This is a genomic window from Amycolatopsis granulosa (genome assembly GCF_011758745.1).
GTDB classification, from domain to species: domain Bacteria; phylum Actinomycetota; class Actinomycetes; order Mycobacteriales; family Pseudonocardiaceae; genus Amycolatopsis_E; species Amycolatopsis_E granulosa.
The window spans coordinates 258463-277048 of sequence record NZ_JAANOV010000001.1; the positions used below are offsets into that span (position 1 = coordinate 258463).

General features: G+C 71.3%; 19 protein-coding genes. 12 read left to right on the top strand and 7 right to left on the bottom strand.

The window, feature by feature from the left end:
* Nucleotides 1-12 precede the first annotated feature (12 nt).
* Nucleotides 13-873 carry a polysaccharide deacetylase family protein gene (locus tag FHX45_RS01210; RefSeq protein WP_167096185.1) on the bottom strand — a complete coding sequence of 287 codons (861 nt, stop codon included), beginning with the start codon at nucleotides 871-873 and terminating at the stop codon, nucleotides 13-15.
* Nucleotides 874-1023: 150 nt separating this feature from the next.
* Here FHX45_RS01210 and FHX45_RS01215 point away from each other — a divergent pair, with 150 nt between their 5' ends.
* Genes FHX45_RS01215 through FHX45_RS01255 form a run of 9 tightly spaced genes read left to right on the top strand, consistent with a single transcriptional unit; the run spans nucleotide 1024 to nucleotide 10189 of the window.
* Nucleotides 1024-2280 (top strand): CaiB/BaiF CoA transferase family protein, encoded by a 1257-nt coding sequence (locus FHX45_RS01215; protein WP_167096186.1) that lies wholly within the window; start codon nucleotides 1024-1026, stop codon nucleotides 2278-2280.
* Complete coding sequence (locus tag FHX45_RS01220; RefSeq protein ID WP_167096187.1) at nucleotides 2277-3068, top strand: enoyl-CoA hydratase/isomerase family protein; 792 nt, start codon at nucleotides 2277-2279, stop codon at nucleotides 3066-3068. The genes FHX45_RS01215 and FHX45_RS01220 overlap by 4 nt, the downstream gene beginning before the upstream one ends.
* 2 nt (nucleotides 3069-3070) lie before the next feature.
* Nucleotides 3071-4294: an acyl-CoA dehydrogenase family protein gene (locus FHX45_RS01225; protein WP_167096188.1), complete on the top strand. Its 1224-nt coding sequence runs from the start codon at nucleotides 3071-3073 to the stop codon at nucleotides 4292-4294.
* Entirely contained in the window at nucleotides 4291-5049 is a 759-nt protein-coding gene (locus tag FHX45_RS01230; protein WP_167096189.1) for a glucose 1-dehydrogenase, read from the top strand. Before FHX45_RS01225 ends, FHX45_RS01230 begins: the two co-directional genes overlap by 4 nt.
* A gap of 16 nt (nucleotides 5050-5065) precedes the next feature.
* The gene (locus FHX45_RS28520) at nucleotides 5066-5944 is read left to right on the top strand and encodes a 3-hydroxyacyl-CoA dehydrogenase NAD-binding domain-containing protein (protein ID WP_167096190.1); all 879 of its coding nucleotides are present in this window, start codon (nucleotides 5066-5068) and stop codon (nucleotides 5942-5944) included.
* A 10-nt stretch (nucleotides 5945-5954) separates the two neighbouring features.
* Nucleotides 5955-6710 (top strand): 3-hydroxyacyl-CoA dehydrogenase family protein, encoded by a 756-nt coding sequence (locus tag FHX45_RS01240; RefSeq protein WP_167096191.1) that lies wholly within the window; start codon nucleotides 5955-5957, stop codon nucleotides 6708-6710.
* Between the two features lie 7 nt (nucleotides 6711-6717).
* Nucleotides 6718-7494, top strand: a complete 777-nt coding sequence (locus tag FHX45_RS01245; RefSeq protein WP_167096192.1) for an enoyl-CoA hydratase-related protein — start codon at nucleotides 6718-6720, stop codon at nucleotides 7492-7494.
* A complete protein-coding gene (locus FHX45_RS01250) occupies nucleotides 7491-8522 on the top strand; it encodes an acyl-CoA dehydrogenase family protein (RefSeq protein ID WP_167096193.1) in 1032 nt (343 codons plus the stop codon). The genes FHX45_RS01245 and FHX45_RS01250 overlap by 4 nt, the downstream gene beginning before the upstream one ends.
* Nucleotides 8519-10189, top strand: coding sequence for an AMP-binding protein (locus FHX45_RS01255; RefSeq protein WP_167096194.1), 1671 nt, complete (start codon nucleotides 8519-8521; stop codon nucleotides 10187-10189). Before FHX45_RS01250 ends, FHX45_RS01255 begins: the two co-directional genes overlap by 4 nt.
* 53 nt (nucleotides 10190-10242) lie before the next feature.
* Here FHX45_RS01255 and FHX45_RS01260 read toward each other — a convergent pair whose 3' ends face one another.
* The 5 genes from FHX45_RS01260 to FHX45_RS01280 all read right to left on the bottom strand — a co-directional run bounded on the left by FHX45_RS01260 (nucleotide 10243) and on the right by FHX45_RS01280 (nucleotide 14402).
* Nucleotides 10243-10626: a carboxymuconolactone decarboxylase family protein gene (locus FHX45_RS01260; protein ID WP_167096195.1), complete on the bottom strand. Its 384-nt coding sequence runs from the start codon at nucleotides 10624-10626 to the stop codon at nucleotides 10243-10245.
* On the bottom strand, nucleotides 10623-11687 hold the full coding sequence (locus FHX45_RS01265) for a 2-hydroxyacid dehydrogenase (protein ID WP_167096196.1): 1065 nt from the start codon (nucleotides 11685-11687) through the stop codon (nucleotides 10623-10625). Before FHX45_RS01265 ends, FHX45_RS01260 begins: the two co-directional genes overlap by 4 nt.
* Before the next feature lie 101 nt (nucleotides 11688-11788).
* A complete protein-coding gene (locus tag FHX45_RS01270) occupies nucleotides 11789-12577 on the bottom strand; it encodes a FadR/GntR family transcriptional regulator (protein WP_243868900.1) in 789 nt (262 codons plus the stop codon).
* Nucleotides 12578-12711: 134 nt separating this feature from the next.
* Nucleotides 12712-13434, bottom strand: coding sequence for an isochorismatase family protein (locus FHX45_RS01275; RefSeq protein WP_167096197.1), 723 nt, complete (start codon nucleotides 13432-13434; stop codon nucleotides 12712-12714).
* Between the two features lie 56 nt (nucleotides 13435-13490).
* A complete protein-coding gene (locus FHX45_RS01280; RefSeq protein ID WP_167096198.1) occupies nucleotides 13491-14402 on the bottom strand; it encodes an NAD(P)-dependent oxidoreductase in 912 nt (303 codons plus the stop codon).
* 88 nt (nucleotides 14403-14490) lie between these two features.
* Here FHX45_RS01280 and FHX45_RS01285 point away from each other — a divergent pair, with 88 nt between their 5' ends.
* Together FHX45_RS01285 and FHX45_RS01290 are read left to right on the top strand one after the other, a co-directional pair.
* Complete coding sequence (locus FHX45_RS01285; protein ID WP_167096199.1) at nucleotides 14491-15819, top strand: MFS transporter; 1329 nt, start codon at nucleotides 14491-14493, stop codon at nucleotides 15817-15819.
* A 393-nt stretch (nucleotides 15820-16212) separates the two neighbouring features.
* Nucleotides 16213-16851 carry a transglycosylase SLT domain-containing protein gene (locus FHX45_RS01290; RefSeq protein ID WP_243868901.1) on the top strand — a complete coding sequence of 213 codons (639 nt, stop codon included), beginning with the start codon at nucleotides 16213-16215 and terminating at the stop codon, nucleotides 16849-16851.
* Between the two features lie 89 nt (nucleotides 16852-16940).
* Here the strand turns inward: FHX45_RS01290 and FHX45_RS01295 are convergent, their stop codons facing one another.
* Complete coding sequence (locus FHX45_RS01295) at nucleotides 16941-17903, bottom strand: alpha/beta hydrolase (protein WP_167096201.1); 963 nt, start codon at nucleotides 17901-17903, stop codon at nucleotides 16941-16943.
* Nucleotides 17904-18068: 165 nt separating this feature from the next.
* On the opposite strand from FHX45_RS01295, the gene FHX45_RS01300 reads away from it, so the two are divergent.
* Nucleotides 18069-18524, top strand: a complete 456-nt coding sequence (locus tag FHX45_RS01300) for a MarR family winged helix-turn-helix transcriptional regulator (protein WP_167096202.1) — start codon at nucleotides 18069-18071, stop codon at nucleotides 18522-18524.
* The last annotated feature ends 62 nt before the right edge of the window (nucleotides 18525-18586 follow it).

Consider the following 18586-nt stretch of genomic DNA (forward strand, 5'->3'; position numbering starts at 1 on the left):
GCCGCTCGCGGTTCAGGCGGTGGTGCGCCGGTAGTGCTCGGCGATCTCGTCGCTGGTGGTGAGCCAGACACCCTCGTGGCCGGCGATGTAGGCCAGCGCCTCGTCGAGGTAGCGCGCCCGGAACGGCTGGCCGATGACGAACGGGTGCAGCGCGAGCGCCATCACCCGCCCGCTGGCCGCCGAGTCCGCGTAGAGCTGGTCGAACTGGTCCTTGATGATCTGCAGCACCTGCGGACCGGTGAATCCCTTGGTGACGAACATGAGCAGGTCGTTCACCTCGAGCGTGTAGGGGACGCTCAGCAGACCGGGCACGTTCAGCCGGTAGGGCTGGTCGTCGTTGGTCCAGTCCAGCACGTAGCTCAGGCCGAGTTCGGCCAGCAGCCGCGGCGTGTTCATGGTCTCGGTCAGACCGGGACCCATCCAGCCCTTCGGCCGCTGCCCGCTCGCCTTCTCGATGGTGGTGACGATGTCGGCGAGGATCTCCCGCTCGTCGTCGATCTCCAGGTTCGCGTGCAGCCGCGAGTTGGTCTGCCCGTGCGCGAGCCAGGCCCAGTTCCGCGCGCGCCCGGCCTCGATGACCTGCGGGTAGTGCTCCGCGACCTCCGAATTGAGCAGCGTCGACGCCCGGATCCCGTACCGGTCCAGGGTCTCGATCACGCGCCAGATGCCGACGCGCATCCCGTAGTCGCGCCAGCCGTAGTTGAGCGGGTCGGGCACCAGGGTGTTGGTCGAGGCCCAGATGCTGGTCGAGGGCTTGTCCACGTGGAAGTGCTCGATGTTGAGGCCGACGTAGAAGGCGACGCGCGCACCGTTGGGCCAGGTGATCGGCTCGCGATCAACGATCGGCTGGTAGTCGAAGAGTTCTACGTTCATGCCTCCAGCGTGCAACCTTCACATCAGTGTCAAGGTCAAGCAGCTGCAATTCGTTAAATGTCAGACGTTGAGCAACCTGCTTACTTACTGCTAGTCTGCGTGCTCTCTGCTGGTGCAAGTGTCAGCCCGAACCGACGGGAGGGGAAGCCGATGCCGGTCGCACTCGGACCGCTCGAGGGTGTCCGTGTGGTGGACATGACCACGTCCTACGCGGGGCCCACGGCCGCGATGTACCTCGGTGACCTCGGCGCCACCGTCATCAAGGTCGAGCGCCCGGGGACGGGGGACGACGCGCGAGGCTGGGGGCCGCCCTTCGTGGCCGGGGAATCGGCCTGGTTCGCCTCCGCCAACCGCAACAAGCAGTCCGTCGTGCTCGACATCCGCGCGCCGGAGGGGCGCGAGGTGCTGTTGCGGCTGGTCGACACCGCCGACGTGTTCCTGCACAACGTGAACCCGGCCAAGGCCGCCGCCCTGGGCATCGACGGTGAGCAGCTGCGCTCCCGCAACCCTCGCCTGGTCTACTGCGCGCTGTCGGGTTTCGGGCTGGACGGCCCGGACCGCGGCCTGCCGGGCTACGACCTGGTCGCCCAGGCCCGTTCCGGCCTGATGTCGGTCACCGGGGAACAGGGCCGCAGCCCGCAGCGCGTGTCGACCGCGCTGTCCGATGTGGTCACCGGGATGTGCGCGGCCATCGCGGTCAACGCCGCCCTGGTCCGCCAGCGGGTCAGCGGCGCGGGCGAGATCATCGACGTCTCCCTGCTCGACGCCGACCTCGCGCTCATGGCGCCGCGGATCGCCGCTTTCCACGCCGGTGAGCCCGAACCGGCACCCAGTGGCGGCACCGATTCGGTGCTCGCCGTCTACCAGCCTTTCGAGACCGCGGACCGCACGATGGTGGTCGCCGTCGGCAACGACCTGATGTGGCAGCGCCTCTGCCGCGCGCTCGAGCTGGAGGACCTGGCCGCCGATCCCGCGCTGGCCGGCAACGCCGGCCGGCGTGAGCAGCGGGCTCGCGTCACCGAGGCGATCGCCGCCCGCCTCGCCACCCGGCCCGCGGCCGACTGGCTGCGGATCCTCGGCACCGCCCAGGTGCCCGCCGCGATCGTGCACACGCTGTCCGAAGTGGTCAAGGACCCGCAGGTGGTGGCCCGCGGCGCGGTGCTCCCGGTCCCCGGCTCGGGCGACGAGCTGGTCACCGTCCGCAGCCCGTTCCGGCTGTCGTCGGTGGCGCCGCGCAACGAACGGTTCCCGGCGCTCGGCGAGCACACCCGCCAGGTCCTGCGCGGCCTGGGCTACCACGAGGAGGACATCACGCGGATGAAACGCAAGGGTGTGGTTTCCGACGGCCCCGGCGCAGACGCCGGGACCGTCGAGGTTGGCGTGGCTGGTGAGGCGGCGGCGTCATGAGCGACCTGCTCGCGCAGCGCAGCGGCGCGGTGGTGACGCTCACCATCCACCGCCCGGCGGCGCTGAACGCCCTCACCGGCGCGTTGCTGGCGGATCTGCGCCGGGCGGTGGAGGAGGCCGCGGACGACCGGACGGTCCGGGCGGTGGTGATCACCGGCAGCGGGGAGAAGGCGTTCAGCGCCGGGGCCGACCTGAACGAGATCTCGGTGCTCGGATCGGATCTGGACAAGGCACGGGAGGTGATGGCGGCGGGGCAGGCCGCGTTGCGCGCGATCGAGCGCGCCCCGGTTCCGGTCATCGCCGCCGTCAACGGGCTCGCGCTCGGCGGTGGGTTCGAGCTGGTCCTGGCCTCGACCTTCGCGGTGCTGTCCACCCGGGCGTCGTTGGGGCTGCCCGAGGCGGCCCTGGGCCTGATCCCCGGCTACGGCGGTACCCAGCGGCTGCCGCGCGCGGTCGGGCACCGGGTCGCCGCGCACCTGATGCTGACCGGGGCGCGGCTGTCCGCCGACCGCGCCTACGAGCTGGGCGTCACACCGGTACCCCCCGTGGCGCCGGAGGAGCTCCTGCCCACCGCGACGTCGATCGCCGAGACGATCGCCGCGCGCGGCCCGCTCGCCGTGCGCGCCATCCTGCACGCCGCCGAGGCGGCTCGGGACGCGCCGCTGGAGGAGGGGCTGACCACCGAGACCGAGCTCGCGGCGCGGGCGATCGCGAGCCCGGAATCCACCGAGGGGGTGGCCGCGTTCACCGAGCGCAGGCCCCCCGTGTTCCCGAACCCGGAGGACTGAGGATGCCGGCCGAGCCACTCGACTTGGACATCGACCCCGACGCGTACCACCGCCTGCACGCGGTGCTCGACGAACCGGCGGCCGACGCGGCGCTGACCCCGCGCGAGCGGGAGATCCGCGACCGCACCCGGGAGGTGGTGGCGTCGGAGGTCGCGCCGCGCGCGGCGATCCTGGACGCCACGCACGCCTTCGCCCACGAGGGCGTGCAGGCGCTGGCCCGGGCCGGCCTGTGCGGGCTGCTGTTCCCGGAACACCTCGGCGGCAGCGGCGACAGCACCGTCGCCTACGCGGTGGCGATGGAGGAGGTCACCGCCGGTTGCGCGGCGACCAGCCTGGTGTTCATGACCCAGACCCACGCCGCCTACCCCATCCTGCTCGCCGGCACGGACGACCTGCGGCAGCGGTACATCCCCGGGCTGCTCGACGCCTCGCGCTACGGCTCGCTCGCCATCACCGAACCGGACGCGGGCTCCGATGTCGCCTCGCTGAAGACGACCGCCACCGAAACCCCGGACGGCTGGTCGATCACCGGGCAGAAGACGTTCATCACCACCGGCGACAAGGCCGGCGTGATCGTCTGTTTCGCCACCGTCGACCGCGCACTGGGCCGCCGGGGCGTGACCGCCTTCGTCGTCGACGGTGACCGCCCGGGCCTGACCCGGGGTGCGCCGTTCACGAAGATGGGCATGCACGGTTCGAGCACCGCCGAGCTGTTCTTCGACCGCGTCCCGGTTCCGCGGGACAACGTGCTCGGCGAGGTGGGCGGCGGCTGGTCGGTGGTGATGAGCTCGGTCGTGAAGTCGCGCATCAGCGCGGCCGCGCAGGGCGTCGGCCTGGCCCGCGCCGCCTACGCGCGCACGCTCGCGGCCCTGACCCGGCTGCACGGTTCGCGGCTGCCGGACGAGTGCTCGTTCGCGCTCGCCGGGCTGCGGGGCCGCATCCTGCAGGGCCGGCTCCTGCTGCACGCTGTCGCCCGGCAGGTCGACGCGGACCCGCGGGTGTCCCCGGGCCAGATCGCGATCATGAAGCAGTCGTGCACGGACCTGGGGTTCCGCGCGGCGGTGGACGCCGCCCGCATCCTCGGCCCGTACGGTGACCTCGCCGCGGTGGGTGTCGAGCGCTGCCTGCGGGACGCCAAGGTCACCCAGATCTACGACGGCACCAACGAGATCCAGCGGCTGCTCATCGGCCGTGAAACCACCCGGGCGATGGAGGGTGTGGCGTGACGACAGCAAGTTTGCAGGGCAAGGTCGCCATCGTGACCGGCGCGGGCCGCGGGTTGGGCCGGGCGATGGCGCAGGCACTGGCCGAAGCGGGGGCGGCGGTCACCGTCGCCGCGCGCACCCGGTCCGAACTGGACCGGTTCGCCGACGAGGTGAAGGCCTCCGGTGGTTCGGCGCTGGCCTGTCCCACCGACATCACCGACGAGTCCGCGGTGGAGCAGATGGTCACCGCGACGGTCGAGACGTTCGGACGGGTGGACATCCTCGTCAACAACTCCGGCATCGTGGCGACCTCCGCCCTGGTCGACCAGCCGGCGGCGGAGTGGGACCGGGTGATCGCTACCAACCTGCGCGGCACCTTCCTGGCGACCCGCGCGGTCGGCAGGCACCTGATCGCCCAGGGCTCGGGCAAGGTCGTCAACATCGCGTCCAACTTCGCCCTCCAGGGCATCGCGCGGCACGCGGCGTACTCGGCGTCCAAGGGCGCGATCATCGCCTTCACCCGCTCGATGGCCGTGGAATGGGCCCCGCACGGGATCCAGGTGAACGCGATCGCGCCCGGCTACTTCGCCACCGCGCTCAACGCCGACGTGCACGGGAACCCGGACATGCTGGCGCGCGTGGTGCGGGCGATCCCGGCGCGCCGGATGGGGGATCCGGATGAACTCAAGCCGTGGCTGCTGCTGCTGGCCGGCCCCGCTTCGGACTTCATGACCGGCGAGGTCGTCGTCATCGACGGCGGCCAGAGCATCCGCTGACACCCCGGGAGAACGAGTGAGCAACGAGAGCAAGACCGTCGCCGTCCTCGGCGCCGGCACCATGGGCTCGGGCATCGCGACCGTCATGGCGCGCGCCGGGCACCGCACGATCCTGTTCGACATCGACGAGGCCAACCTCCAGCGCGGCCTGGGCACCGTCCGCGGGTTCCTGGACAAGAGCGTCCAGCTCGGCAAGCTCGACGCCGGCGCCGCGCAGGCCGCCAAGGACGGCCTGTCCGGCACCACCGAGCTGACCGATCTGGCGCCGTGCGACGTCGTGGTCGAGGCCGTGTTCGAGGACCTGGCGCTGAAGAAGGACACCTTCGGCCGGCTCGACGACATCGTGTCCGACTCGACCCTGTTCCACACGAACACCTCGACGTTGTCGGTGACCGGCATCGCCAGCGGCTCCCGCCGGCCCGAGCGCGTGGTGGGCACCCACTACTGCAACCCGGCGCCGCTGATGAAGCTCGTCGAGGTGGCCGACGGCCGGCACACCGCCACCTGGGCGCACCGGGCGACCGTGGAGTTCCTCGCCTCGCTGGGCAAGACCAGCGTCGTGACCCAGGACCGGCCCGGGTTCATCGTCAACCGGTTCCTCATCCCGTGGGAGAACTCCTGCATCCGGGCGCTGGAAGCGGGCTGGGCCACCAAGGAGGCCATCGACGCCGCCGTGCCGGGCGCGCTGGGGCACCCGATGGGCCCGTTCCGGCTGCTCGACATCGTCGGGCTGGACATCCACCAGCAGGTGTCCACCCGGCTCTACGAGCAGTTGCGCGACGACCGGTTCTTCCCACCGCCGATGGTGGAGCGGATGGTCGCCGCGGGCGATCTGGGCCGCAAGACCGGCCGCGGGTTCTACGACTACGACGACACCCGGTTGTTCGGGTCCTGAGGAGTAGGGCATGAGTGAGTCCACAGCAGACTTCAAACGGGTCGGCCTGCTCGGCTCCGGGCCGGTGGCCACCGCGATCGCCGAGCTGGTGACCGCCTCCGGGCGCGAGGTGATCGGCACCGTCACCGATCTCGCCGACGCCGATCTCGTCCTGGAGTTCAGCGCCGGGGACGCCGCGGGGACGAAGCAGCTGCTCGCCGAGATCGCGGCCGTCGTCGGCGCGCACATCCCGATCGTGACCGGCACGGCGACGCTGTCGGTCACCGAGCTCGCGGCCGGCGTACCGGAACCGGAACGCGTCGCCGGGCTGCACTTCCTCGACGCGGTGTCCGGCATCGGCGTGGCCGAGGTCGTCCGCGCCCTGCGCACCGCCGACGCGCTGGTGCAGGCCCTGGTCGCCTTCGCCGGCTCGCTGGAGGGCGTGCAGCCCGTCGTGGTGGACGACCGGCCCGGGTTCCTGCTCAACGCGCTGTTCGTGCCCTACCTCAACGACGTCGTCCAGGAGTTCGACGACGGACTGGCGAGCGCGGAGGACATCGACGTCGCCCTGAAGCTCGGCCTGGGCTACCGCCGCGGTCCACTCGAGACACTCGACCGGATCGGGCTCGACGAGCACCTGCGCACCACCGAGGCCCTGTACGCGGCCACCCGGGACGGCCGGTACGCGCCACCACCGCTGCTGCGCCGGATGGTGGCCGCCGGGTACCTCGGCGACAAGACCGGACAAGGCTTCCGCACCGCGGCAGCGGCAACCGAGGAGGAGTGAGTTGACGATGAGCTATGACGACATCCTGGTCAGCACCGACGGCCCGGTGCTCACCATCACGATCAACCGGCCCGGCAACGGCAACAAGTTCCGCCACCAGACCTGTCTGGAACTCTTCGACGCCCTCCAGCGGTTCCGCCTCGATCCGGCGCTGCGCGCCGCGGTCCTCACCGGTGCCGGCGACAAGTTCTTCTGCATCGGCGGCGAGCACGACCCGGTGACCTCGCTCGACCAGTCGCAGGTGCTGCCCATCGTGGACGTCTACCAGGCGATCGACACCATTCCCAAGCCGGTCCTCGCCGCCGTCAACGGGTTCGCGGTCGGCGGCGGCAACGTCCTGCACAACGTGTGCGATCTGACGATCGCGGCCGAGAACGCGGTGTTCCGGCAGGTCGGCCCGCTGGTCGGCAGCTTCGACGCCGGCTACGGCTCGTGGTACCTGGAGGACACCATCGGCCGCAAGCGGGCCAAGGAGATGTGGTACCTCAACCGCAAGTACACCGCCGCGCAGGCGCTGGCGATGGGACTGGTCAACGAGGTCGTCCCGCTGGCGGACCTGCCGGCCAGGGCCGCCGAGGTCGCCCACGAGATCGCCAGCCGCAGCCCGCTCGCGATCGGCGGTCTCAAGGCCGCGTTCTCCGCGCGGCACAACGGGGTCTCCGGTCAGGCGCGGATGGCGCACGACCAGCAGCTGACGCTCTACCTGCAGACGCGGGAGGCGCACGAGGTCAGTGCCGCCTTCGCCGAGCGGCGCAGCCCCAAGTCCGAGAGCTTCTGGTCATGACCTGGCGCGGCCCCCTGCTCGACGAGGAGCAGCGAGATCTGGTGTCCCTGCTGGACGCGGTCGCCGCCGACCGGGCGGTCGCGCCGGCCGACGACGCCCCCGAGACGGTCGCCGCCCTGGTTCGCGAGCTCGCCGGCCTCGGCGTGTGGACCTTGGGCACGGCCGAGTCCGCGGGTGGCGGCGGTGCCGGGTGGATGACCACCGCGGTCGCGTTCGAGCGGCTCGGCCGGTCCTGGCCCGCCCTCGGCTGGGCCGCCGTGCAGGCGCACGCCGCGGTGGACGTGCTCGGCGCGGATCCCCGCTTCGCGGATCTGGTGGGTGCGATCCACGCCGGTGAGGCGGGCATCGCCGTCGTCGACGGCGACGCCGCCCACGTCCGGCTCGCCTGGCAGGGCGAGAGCCTCTCCGGAGCCGTGGACCGGGTGGACGCTGCCGCGCGATCGCCGCACCTGCTGGTCCTGACCGGCGCGGACGAGGCGTTCCTGGTCCCGCCCGCCGTGACCAAGGCGACCCCGCTGCGCCGCACCGGTCTCGGTGGCGCGCTCACCGTGGCGCTGGACGTGGCGGCCGGTGCGGGCGAGGTGCACCAGCTCACCGGCGTCGCCGCCGCGGCCGCTCGCCGCCGGCTCCTCCTCGGCGCGGCGGCGGTCGCCACCGGCATCGCGGGTGCCGCCGCCGACGACGCGGCCGGCTACACCGCCCTGCGCCACCAGTTCGGCCGGGCGCTGCACGACATCCCGGTCGTGCGGATGTCGCTGTTCGAGCAGGCCGCCCGCACGGCGGCCGCGCTGGCCGCCGTCACGTCCGCCGTCCCGGACGAGCTGGCGGCGCTCGCGGTGGCCCGGGAGTGCTGCGACGCCGCCATCGAGGTGGCGGCCGCGGCCGTGCAGGCGCACGGCGGGTACGGCTACCTCGCGGAGTACCCGGTGGAACGGCGGCTCCGCGACGCGGTCTCCCTGCGGGCCGCCGCCGGTACCCACGGCACGCCGGCCCGCACCGCCACCGCTTCGAGAAGGGACGCGCGATGACGACACTCCCGGTCCGCCGGCCGCTGGCGGCGGCACTGGACGGGCAGTACTCACCGATCGACGACGACACCGCGGCACGGTGGCGCGCCGAGGGCTGGTGGGAGGACCGCTCCGTGCGGTCCCTGCTGACCGAGGCCGCGCAGGCCCATCCGGACCGGATCGCGCTGGTCGGCCGCCGCTCCGACGGCAGCCGGGTCACCCGGACCTACCGGGAGTTCGACGAGGGTGCCCATCACGTCGCCAGCGTGCTCGCCCACCTGGGTGTCGGTGTGGGCGACGCCGTGGTCGTGATGCTGCCGAACTGGGTGGAGTACCCGGAACTGGTCTTCGGCATCAACGAGGTCGGCGCGATCTACGCGGGAATCCCGGTGGCCTACGGCCCCCGGCAGGCGGCGGCGATCCTGCGCCGCAGCAAGGCCAAGGTGCTGGTGATCCCGCGCCGCTGGCGCAGCACCCACCACCTGGAGATGGCCCGCGCCCTGCGGGCCGAGCTGCCCGCGTTGCAGCACATCCTCGTCCTGGACGAGGACGGCTCGGACCTGGGCCCGGGGGAGTCGCGGTGGGCCGACCACGCCGGTGTGCCCACCCGGACGTTCCCGGACCCGGACCCGGACCGGATCTGCTACCTCGGCTTCACCTCCGGCACCACGGGCGAGCCCAAGGGTGCGATGCACAGCCACAACACGCTGATCTACTCCGCCCGGCAGCAGGCGAACCACATCGGGGCGAAGGTCTTCGGCGAGCCGATGGTGCAGCTGGTCGCCTCGCCGGCCGGCCACCACACCGGGTTCGAGTGGGGCATCCTGTTCACCACGCTGCTCGCCGGCACCGGTGTGCACGTCGACCGCTGGGACCCGGAGTGGGGCACGCGGATCATCCGCGAGGAGGGCGTGACCACCTTCTTCGGCGCGCCGACCTTCCTGCAGGACATGCTGCGCACGGACCTCGCCGGCGACCCGGCGTGCCCGCTGACCTGCCTGGTGATCGCCGGAGCCCCGGTTCCCCGCAACCTGCCGGCGCAGGCCGCTGCCGCGCTCGGCGCCTACGTCGCCCCCGCGTGGGGCATGACCGAGTGCAGCATCCTCACCTCCTGCACCCCGGCGGAGGGCGAGGCGATCCTGCGCACCGACGGGTCGGTGTTCGCCGGATCCGCGGTCCGGATCGTCGACGCGACCGGTACGGAGGTCGGCGCGGGGGAGGTCGGGGACCTGGTCATGCGCGGCCCGGGGGTCGTGCACGGCTACTACGACCGGCCCGACGCCACCGATGAGGCGTACCTGCCGGGTCTGTGGTTCCGCACCGGGGACCGGGCGAGCGTGGACGAGCACGGGTGGCTCTCCTTGCGGGGCCGCAGCAAGGACGTCATCATCCGCGGCGGTGAGAACATCCCGGTGACCGATGTGGAGTCCCTCATCTTCGATCACCCGGACGTGCTCAACGCCGCCGTGGTCGGCCTGCCCGACCCGCGGCTGGGGGAGCGGGTCTGCGCGGTCCTGGTGCTCCGGCCGGGGCGCCCGGAACTCACGGTGGGCACGCTGGGGGAGTACCTGCTCGCGCGGGGGCTGTCGAAGCACTACCTGCCGGAGCGGGTGGAGGTGCTCGGCGAGCTGCCGATGACGCCCAGCGGGAAGATCCAGAAGTTCAAGCTCCGCGAACTCCTGGGCTGAACCGCGACACGGCTGTGGCGGGACCGGCCGGCCGGTCCCGCCACAGCCGTTCGTCATTCCGTGCGGGGTTCGAGCTCGGGTGCGCCGACGACCTCGGCCCACGCCTGCACACCGCCCTGGAAGGCCACGATGCCCGCTTCGGGCAGTGCGATCTCGATCGCCTCGAGGATTTCCTCCGGCGTGGCCCCCGCGGCGAGGGCCAGCTTGATGTGCGTGACGATCTGCGTGTGCGGGGCGCGCATGACCGTCAGGCTCAGGATGAACAGCAGCTCCTTGGTGCGCTTGTCCAGCCGCCGCTCGGTGAGGTAGGCCTGCGCGACCATGCCGTCCATCGCCTTGAGCAGGTCGAGGTCGGCGCCGGCCAGGATCTTGTGCAGCCGGAACGCGTACCCCCGCCGCCGCGCCAGCTCGTCGATGTAGTCCTGCGCCTCGCTCACCGCGCGACCTCGCGTCCGGCCGCGAGGGCGCGGCTCACGCCACGGCTGAGGTCCAGCAGCTCCTGGGTCATCAGCGAGCGCGGGCCGCCGGCGACGTGCGGGGTCAGGATGACCCGTTCGGAGTCCAGGAGCGGGTTGTCCGCGGGGACGGGTTCGCTTCCGTGGACGTCGAGGGCGGCGAAGCGGAGTTCGCCGCGGCGCAGGGCTTGCGCCAGGGCGTGCTCGTCGATGAGCAGTCCCCGGGAGACGTTGACGAGCACCGCGTCGGCCCGCATCTTGCCGAGGAAGGCGGCGTCGACGACGTGACGGTTGTCCGCCGTGCTCGGGATGTGCAGGCTCACCGCGTCGCTTTCGGCGAGCAGGTCGTCCAGCGGCAGGTACTCCAGGCCGTCGACCGTCCGTTGTGGACGGCCGCGGAGCGAGGTCCACACCACCCGGGCGCCGGCGGCGCGCAGGCGCCGGGCGACGAGCAGCCCGACCTCGCCGAGTCCGATGATGCCGACGGTGCTCGCGGACAACGTCCGTCCGAACGCGACACCGGGCCAGTTGTAGGCGGTGGATCCGGGTTCGGCGGAACCGGCCGCGACGGTCGACTCCCGGGTGGTCCGGTCCAGCCGGGGCAGCTCCCGCAGCGCCGCCATCACGAGCAGCACGGCGTGGTCGGCCGTCGCTTCCAGCGCCGGGCGGGGCACGAAGTCGAGCGTGATGCCGCGCTCGCCCGCCGCGGCGACGTCAATGGTGTCCCGCCGCTCGCCGAGCTTCTGGACGTGCCGCAGCTGCGGCAGCCGGTCCAGCAGCTGCCGGTCCACCCGGGTCCGGCGGACGACGAGCACGCGGGTGCCGGGGTCGGGCGCGTAGCCGGTGTCCCCCTTGGCCGGCATGTCGATGGCGGCGTCCGGGATGTGGCCCGCGGCGAAGAGCGCGTCCAGATCGACCACCTCGGGGGCGAAGAACGCCTCCAGGCGCCGGCGGGTCGCCTCGTCCGGTCCGCGCATCACGTCGGCTGCGGCAGCGAGCATGTGGTCCCACTCGGGGAAGCTCACGACGGTGGGGTTGACCATCCCATCTCCTGTCTGACCGATTTGACAATGCGTCAATTGTCAGACATTAGCAGGACGGGGTCAAGCACTCGTGATGCCGTTGGGTGCGGGGGAGTCCGGGTTCAGACCCCCGCCGGGGCCGGCCGGCCGTTTCCGCCGGCCGGCTGGTCCGCGAGCGCGGCCCTGATGTGCTCCCGCAGGTAGGCGAGGTGTTCGCTGATCGCCGCTTCCGCGGCCTGCCGGTCCTGCGCCTCGATCGCCTGCACGATCCGCTGGTGCTGGGCCACCGTGTGGCGTCCGACCTCCGGCGAGAGGTCGAGGTAGCGCACCGGCTCCGACTCGTGGTGCAGCGCGTGGACCAGTGACGCGAGCACCCGGTTGCCCGACATCCGGGCGATGATGGTGTGGAAGCGCATGTCCAGCTCGGCGATCAGCGGGTCGTCCACCGAGCGCGTCTTCTGCTCGCGCACCACCTGGCGCAGCTCCTCCAGGTCCTCGGCGGACCGGTTCTCGGCGGCCAGCCCCGCGCACGGGACCTCGAGGTGCTGGCGCGCCAGGGACACCTCCTCGAAGCTGACGCTGCCGAGCCGCACGAGGTTCTGCATCGAGGCGCGCACCACCTCGCCGAGGGACTGGTGGTCCACGGGCTGGACGAAGCTGCCGCCGCCCGCGCCGGGCACGCGGCGGATCAGTCCCTGCATCTGCAGCGACGACAACGCCTCGCGGATGGTCGGGCGGCTGACGCCGAACTGCCGCGCGAGCTCGGCCTCCGACGGCAGGCGTTCGCCGGTGCCCAGCTTGCTGCTCAGGATCGCCTTCTTCAGTGCCTGCTCGACCTGTTCACGCGGGCGGAGAATCTTCTCCCCGAGCTCCATGTGTCCGATCCCCTTCCCGAGGTGCACGCGTCCCATCTGCAAATGTACGGCACTTGGCAAATGGGTGAGAGTTTGCCCTGCGGTCTGCGACTTACCTAATCGGCAAATGTCAGGCAGATCCCGGCGTGCACCCCGGGGACGGGCCGGTGCCGAGGGAGGTCAGGCGGCGGTCAGGGTACCGGCACCGGCTGGGCCGCGTGGCGGACCGACTCCAGGTACTCGATGGTCTCGCTCGTGCTGACCACCTCGGCGTACTTCATGTGCATGTCGAACAGGTTGACCTGGTGGGAGATCTGGCTGCGGTCGGCGCAGCATTCGAACGGCACGACGACGTGGAAGTTGTACTGGAACGCGTCCAGGACGGTGGCGCGCACGCAGCCGCTGGTCGTCATCCCGGTGACGATGACGGTGTCGCATCCCGCGTGGATCAGGTAGGACGCCAGCGGCGTGCCGAAGAACGCGCTCGGCTTGCCGCCCTTGTTGATGACGATCTCGTCGTTGAGCGGGGTGAGCTCCGGGGGCAGCGCATCGCCGGGCGGGGTGCCGTCGGGGAGCGGGACGGGCCGCGGGTTGAGCTTCCACCGGCCGCGCTCGGCCGGCCGGGGGCGGTGATCGGGTTCGGCGTAGGCCTTGGTGAAGAACACCGGGATGCCGGCTCGCCGCGACGCGGCGAGCAGTTCCGCGTTCGCCGCCAGGGCCGGCCGGCCGGTGGGCGAGAAACCGGTCGGGTAGGTGGAGTCGACGAACGCCTTCGTCATGTCCACCACCACGAGCGCGGGCGACGTGCCCGCCGTGAGCGGCCGGTCTTCGGGCGCGAACTCGCGGCCGAAGGTCTCCAGATCCGCCGCCGGGATCACGCCGGACCACGGTTTGGGGTTCCCAGGTGTCGGCACAGGCCCTCCCTCAAGCTAATTGTCTGACATTCGAAGACTAGGAACCGGACTGCCGGTTAGTCAACGGTGGATTCCGCGCCGAGGTCCCCCGCGACGTACTGGACCACCCGGGTGCAGTCGAGGTCCGCGTACCCGTCCTCGGCGGCCTGCTGCCACGCGGCGTGCGCGTGGGTGGCCACGGCGGGGTCCAGGCCGGCGTCCCGCGCCGCTTCCAGGAACAGGCTCAGGTCCTTGACCACCGAGGCGAAGCTGAACCCGAAGTCGAACCGGCCGGTCAGCACCTCCCGCGGGAACTTCTCCAGCGTGGCGGAGTTGCGGCCGCTGCTGGCGTTGAAGACGTCGATCGCCTGCGCGAGGTCGACGCCCAGCCGGGTCAGCACGACCGCCGCTTCCGCGGTGGCCAGCAGGGCGGACAGGCCGAGCATGTTGTTCGCGCTCTTGACGGCCTGGGCCAGCCCGGGCTCGCGGCCGACGTCGAACAGGTGCTCGCCCAGGAGCTCGAGCACCGGACGTGCGGTGCGCACCGCCTCCGCCGGGCCGGACACGATGAAGGTCAGGGCGCCGCGTTCGGCGGCCACCATCCCGCCGCTGACCGGGGCGTCGACGAGCTGCACACCGGTGCCGGCCAGTCGCTCGGCGCACTTCTTGCTGGTCACGATCCCCGAGGTGGAGGTGTTCACGATCGTGAGCCGCTCCGGGGTGCGCCCGGCGAGCAGCTCGGACACCGTGCCCTCGACCGCGGCCGGCCCGGGCAGGCTGAGGATCGCGAGCTCGCTGGCCTCGAACAGCGAGCCCGGATCGCGGTGCACGGTCACCGACGGCAGTCCGGTCAGCCGCTCGGTGGCGGCGGGATCGCGGTCGTAGACCCCGATCTCGTGCTTGCCGTGCGCGGCCAGCCGCCGGATCATCGGCTGCGCCATCCGGCCGGCGCCCACGAAACCGACCCGCTCCGGGTAAATGTCGGACATTAAGTTCTCCTGTCGAAGTCAGGCGTTGTGAGCCAGGTTATATTGTTCTACACTCGCCGCCAACCTTGGCAGACAGAGAGGCGGCAGGATGACTACCGACACCGCGCACGGTCAAGCCACCGTGCCGATCCGGAGGATCGCGCTCGCGAGCTTCATCGGAACCTGCATCGAGTACTTCGACTTCTTCATCTTCAGCACGGCATCGGCCCTCGTCATCAACAAGCTGTTCTTCCCGGCACTGGATCCGCTGGCCGGAACCCTCGCCGCGTTCGCCGCGTTCGGTGTCGCGTTCTTCATGCGCCCCTTCGGCGGCATGCTGTTCGGGCACTTCGGTGACCGGATCGGCCGCAAGCGGATGCTGGTGCTCAGCCTCCTGATCATGGGCGTCGGCACCGCGTCCGTGGGGCTGCTGCCGACCTACGCGCAGATCGGCGTCTGGGCGCCGATCCTGCTCGTCGTCACCCGCATGCTGCAGGGTCTCGCCGTCGGCGGGGAGTGGAGCGGCGCGGTCCTCCTCGCGGCCGAGCACGCGCCCCCGTCCCGGCGTGCGTTCTTCAGCAGCTGGCCGCAGGTCGGGATCCCGGCCGGACTGGTGATGTCCTCGGCGGTCTTCTACTTCGTGGGCCTGATGCCGCACGACGCGATGATGAGCTGGGGATGGCGGCTGCCGTTCATCGCGAGCGCGATCCTGGTCGTGATCGGCCTCTACGTGCGCCTGCGCATCGACGAATCGCCGGCCTTCAAGGCGGTGCGCGAGCGCGGTGAGGTGGCCAAGTTCCCCGCACTCGAGCTCGTGCGCACGGCGAAGAAGTCGGTCGTCATCGCGCTGCTGGCGCACGCCGGGAACAGCGTGGTGTTCTACATGGCTTCGGTGTTCGGCCTGAAGTACGCCGCGGACCGGGGGACCGGCAGCGGTGGCATGCTGCTCGCCCTGATCGTGGCGGCCGCGCTGCAGGTCGTGACGATCCCGTTGTCGGCGGTCCTGGCCGACCGCTACGGCCGTCGCCCGGTGATGGCGGTGGGTGCCGTCCTGACGGTCATCCTGGCCTTCCCGGTCTTCTGGCTGCTCGGCGCCGGGCACTTCCTGCCCAGTCTGGTGGCGCTGGTGCTGGCGATCTCCGTACTGCACGCGCTGCTGTACGGCCCGGAGGCGAGCTTCCTGCTCGAACTGTTCGAAACGCGGCTCCGTTACACCGGTTCCGCGGTCGGTTACCAGATCGGCAGTATGCTCTTCAGCGGTCCCACGCCATTCATCGCGGCGGCCCTGTTCGCCTGGGCGCAGTCGATCTGGCCGCTGGCGGCTTACATGATCCTTTCCGGGCTGCTCACCGTGATCGGAGTGGCGATGGCGAAGGAGACCCGGGCGATGGAATTCGTATCGGGCCGCTCCCGTGGAGCTCTCGACAAGGTCGAGTAGCAGCTCCGTCACCGAGGGCAAAAACCGTGCCCGAGCTGCGCGAACACGGTTCAAATAGATTGCCCTTGGCACCCCTAAACTGTGGGTTCAGTCACCGTTTGGTGATATCTCCGTTGCTCGTTCGTAATCTGGCTGAGGCCTCGTGGTGACCCCGAGAAATCCCCCGTTCTCCTCACCCGTGGCCCCCGCCGGCCTGGCCCCCGACAGGGTCGGCGCGGACGAACGTCCGAGCAAGGAGACCTCCCGTTCATGGGATGCCATAATTCGAAAACCCGTTTTCCCCGCCCACTGGTCCTGTTTCCCCCGGACAGGCACCGTCCCCGACACGCAGCAAAACTGAAGAACTCCGGTCGCCTCGCCGCGCGCACGTCCGTTTCCGCGGGCCTGCTCGTGATGTCGGTGGCCGGGTCCGCGAGCCCGCTCGCGATGGCGAGCACCGGCGGCGATCCCGCGCCGCCGGTGCCCGCCGCCGAGACCGCCCCGGTCGCCGACGCCGCACATGTCGCTCCGGTCCTCGGGCCGCCGTCGACCTGGGTCGTGAGCACCCCGGCGTCCGTCCTGGACATCCCGGCCCGCCCCGCCCACCCGGAGCCGGCCGCCGCGGAAACCCCCGCCGCGGCACCGGTTCCACCGCCCCCACCACCGCCCCCGCCGGAGGTGTTCGACACCAGCGGCGACCAGCTCGCCGGCTGGGTCAACGAGGCGCTGCGCGTGATGAAATCGCAGGGCATGCCGGTGGGTGCCGGTGATGTGCGGGCCATCCGCACGATCATCGACAAGGAGTCGGGCGGCGACCCGCAGGCGGTGAACCGGTGGGACAGCAACTGGATCGCCGGTCACCCGTCCAAGGGCCTGATGCAGTGCATCGACTCGACCTTCGAGGCGAACAAGCTGCCCGGGCACGACGACATCTTCGACCCGGTGGACAACATCATCGCCGGGGTGCGCTACACCTTCGACCGCTACGGCAGTTTCGCCGGTCACCCCGGGCTGAAGAGCATGTCCCAGGGCAGCGGTTACCGCGGTTACTGAGGCACCCACGGGCGTCCGTCCGATCCGGACGGACGCCCGTGGCCGCTGTGGACGGTCGCGCGGCACCGCCGACCGGATCCCTGCGCACCTCAGTCCTGCAGTGCCTTCCTCAGCACCGACACCGCCTGGCTGATCGCGGCCTCGGCGGCCGGGGTCTCGCGCAGCGCGTTGAGCATCACGAAGTCGTGGATGACACCCTGGTAGCGCACCGCGGTGACCGGGACGCCGGCCTGGCGCAGCTTGTTCGCGTATGCCTCACCCTCGTCGCGGAGCACGTCGGCCTCCGCGGTGATCACCAGCGCCGGGGGCAGCCCGGCCAGCTCGTCCAGGCTCGCGCGCAGCGGCGAGGCGGTGATCTCCGCGCGCTGCGCCGCATCGGTGGTGTACTGGTCCCAGAACCACTTCATGCCCTCCAGCGCCAGGAAGTAGCCGGTGGCGAACTCCCGGTACGAGGCGGTGTCGAAGCTCGCGTCGGTGACCGGGTAGAACAGGACCTGCTGGCGGAAGGTGACGTCGCCGCGCTGCCTGGCCAGGATCGTCACGGCCGCGGTCATGTTCCCGCCGACCGAGTCGCCGGCGATCGCCAGGCGGTTCGCATCGAGTCCGTGCTCCGCGCCCTCGGCGACGATCCACTGCGCGGCGGCGTAGTTCTGCTCGAGCGCGACCGGATAACGCGCCTCGGGGGAGCGGTCGTATTCGGGGAAGACGACCGCCGCGCCGGTACCGGCCGCGATCTCGCGGATCAGCCGGTCGTGGGTGTGGCTGTTGCCGAACACCCAGCCCGCGCCGTGGATGTAGAGCACGACCGGCAGGGTGCCGGTGGCGCCGGCGGGACGCACGATGCGCAGCCGCACCTGGCCGGTCGGCCCGCCGTCGATGGTGCGGTCCTCGATGTCGGCGTCCGGCTTGGCGATCTCCCCGGACTGAACCTCGTCGACGGCCCTGCGGCCTTCCTCGGGCGGAAGCTGGAACAGGTACGGCGGGTTGTCGGTCGCCTCGGCGAACGCCTGTGCGGCGGGTTCGAGGGCGAGGTTGTGCGGGTTGGCGGTCATGGCGCTCTCCTGACTGTGTGCGGGGCCGGCGGTCCGGCCATTCGGTTGCATCAAACCAGATTGTGCACAACTTAATTGCCTGATATGGTATGTGTCACCCCGGAATGGCAGGCGACCTGGTGTGGGGGAAGATCGAGTGTCGTACTCCGGCGGGAAGGTGGAGGCATGGCCGAGGACGCACCACGACTCGACGATCAGGTCTGCTTCGCGTTGTACGCCGCCTCGCGTGCGGTGACTTCGCTGTACCGTCCCCTGCTCGACGAGCTGGGGCTCACCTATCCGCAGTATCTGGTGATGCTGGCGCTGTGGGAGCACGGCGAACTCTCGGTCAAGGAGCTCGGCCGGGCGCTGTCGCTGGACTCCGGCACGCTGTCGCCGCTGCTCAAGCGTCTGGAGAAGCTCGAGCTGGTGCGCCGTGAACGGCGCGCCGACGACGAGCGGTCGGTGTGCATCCGGCTCACCGGCAAGGGGGACGAGCTGCGGGCGATGGCGGCCCCGCTGCCCGGGGTGGTCGGCACGGCGATGGGCCTGCCGGCAGCCGGTCTGGAGGAGCTGCGCGCGACGTTACGTGGGCTGACCGATTCGGTGAACGCCTACCGCGAGTCCCGGACTGACGTATAACGACATATACGCCACGGCCGGGACGGGTGCGGTCCGGCGGCCGGGACCCCTACCCTGCAGGG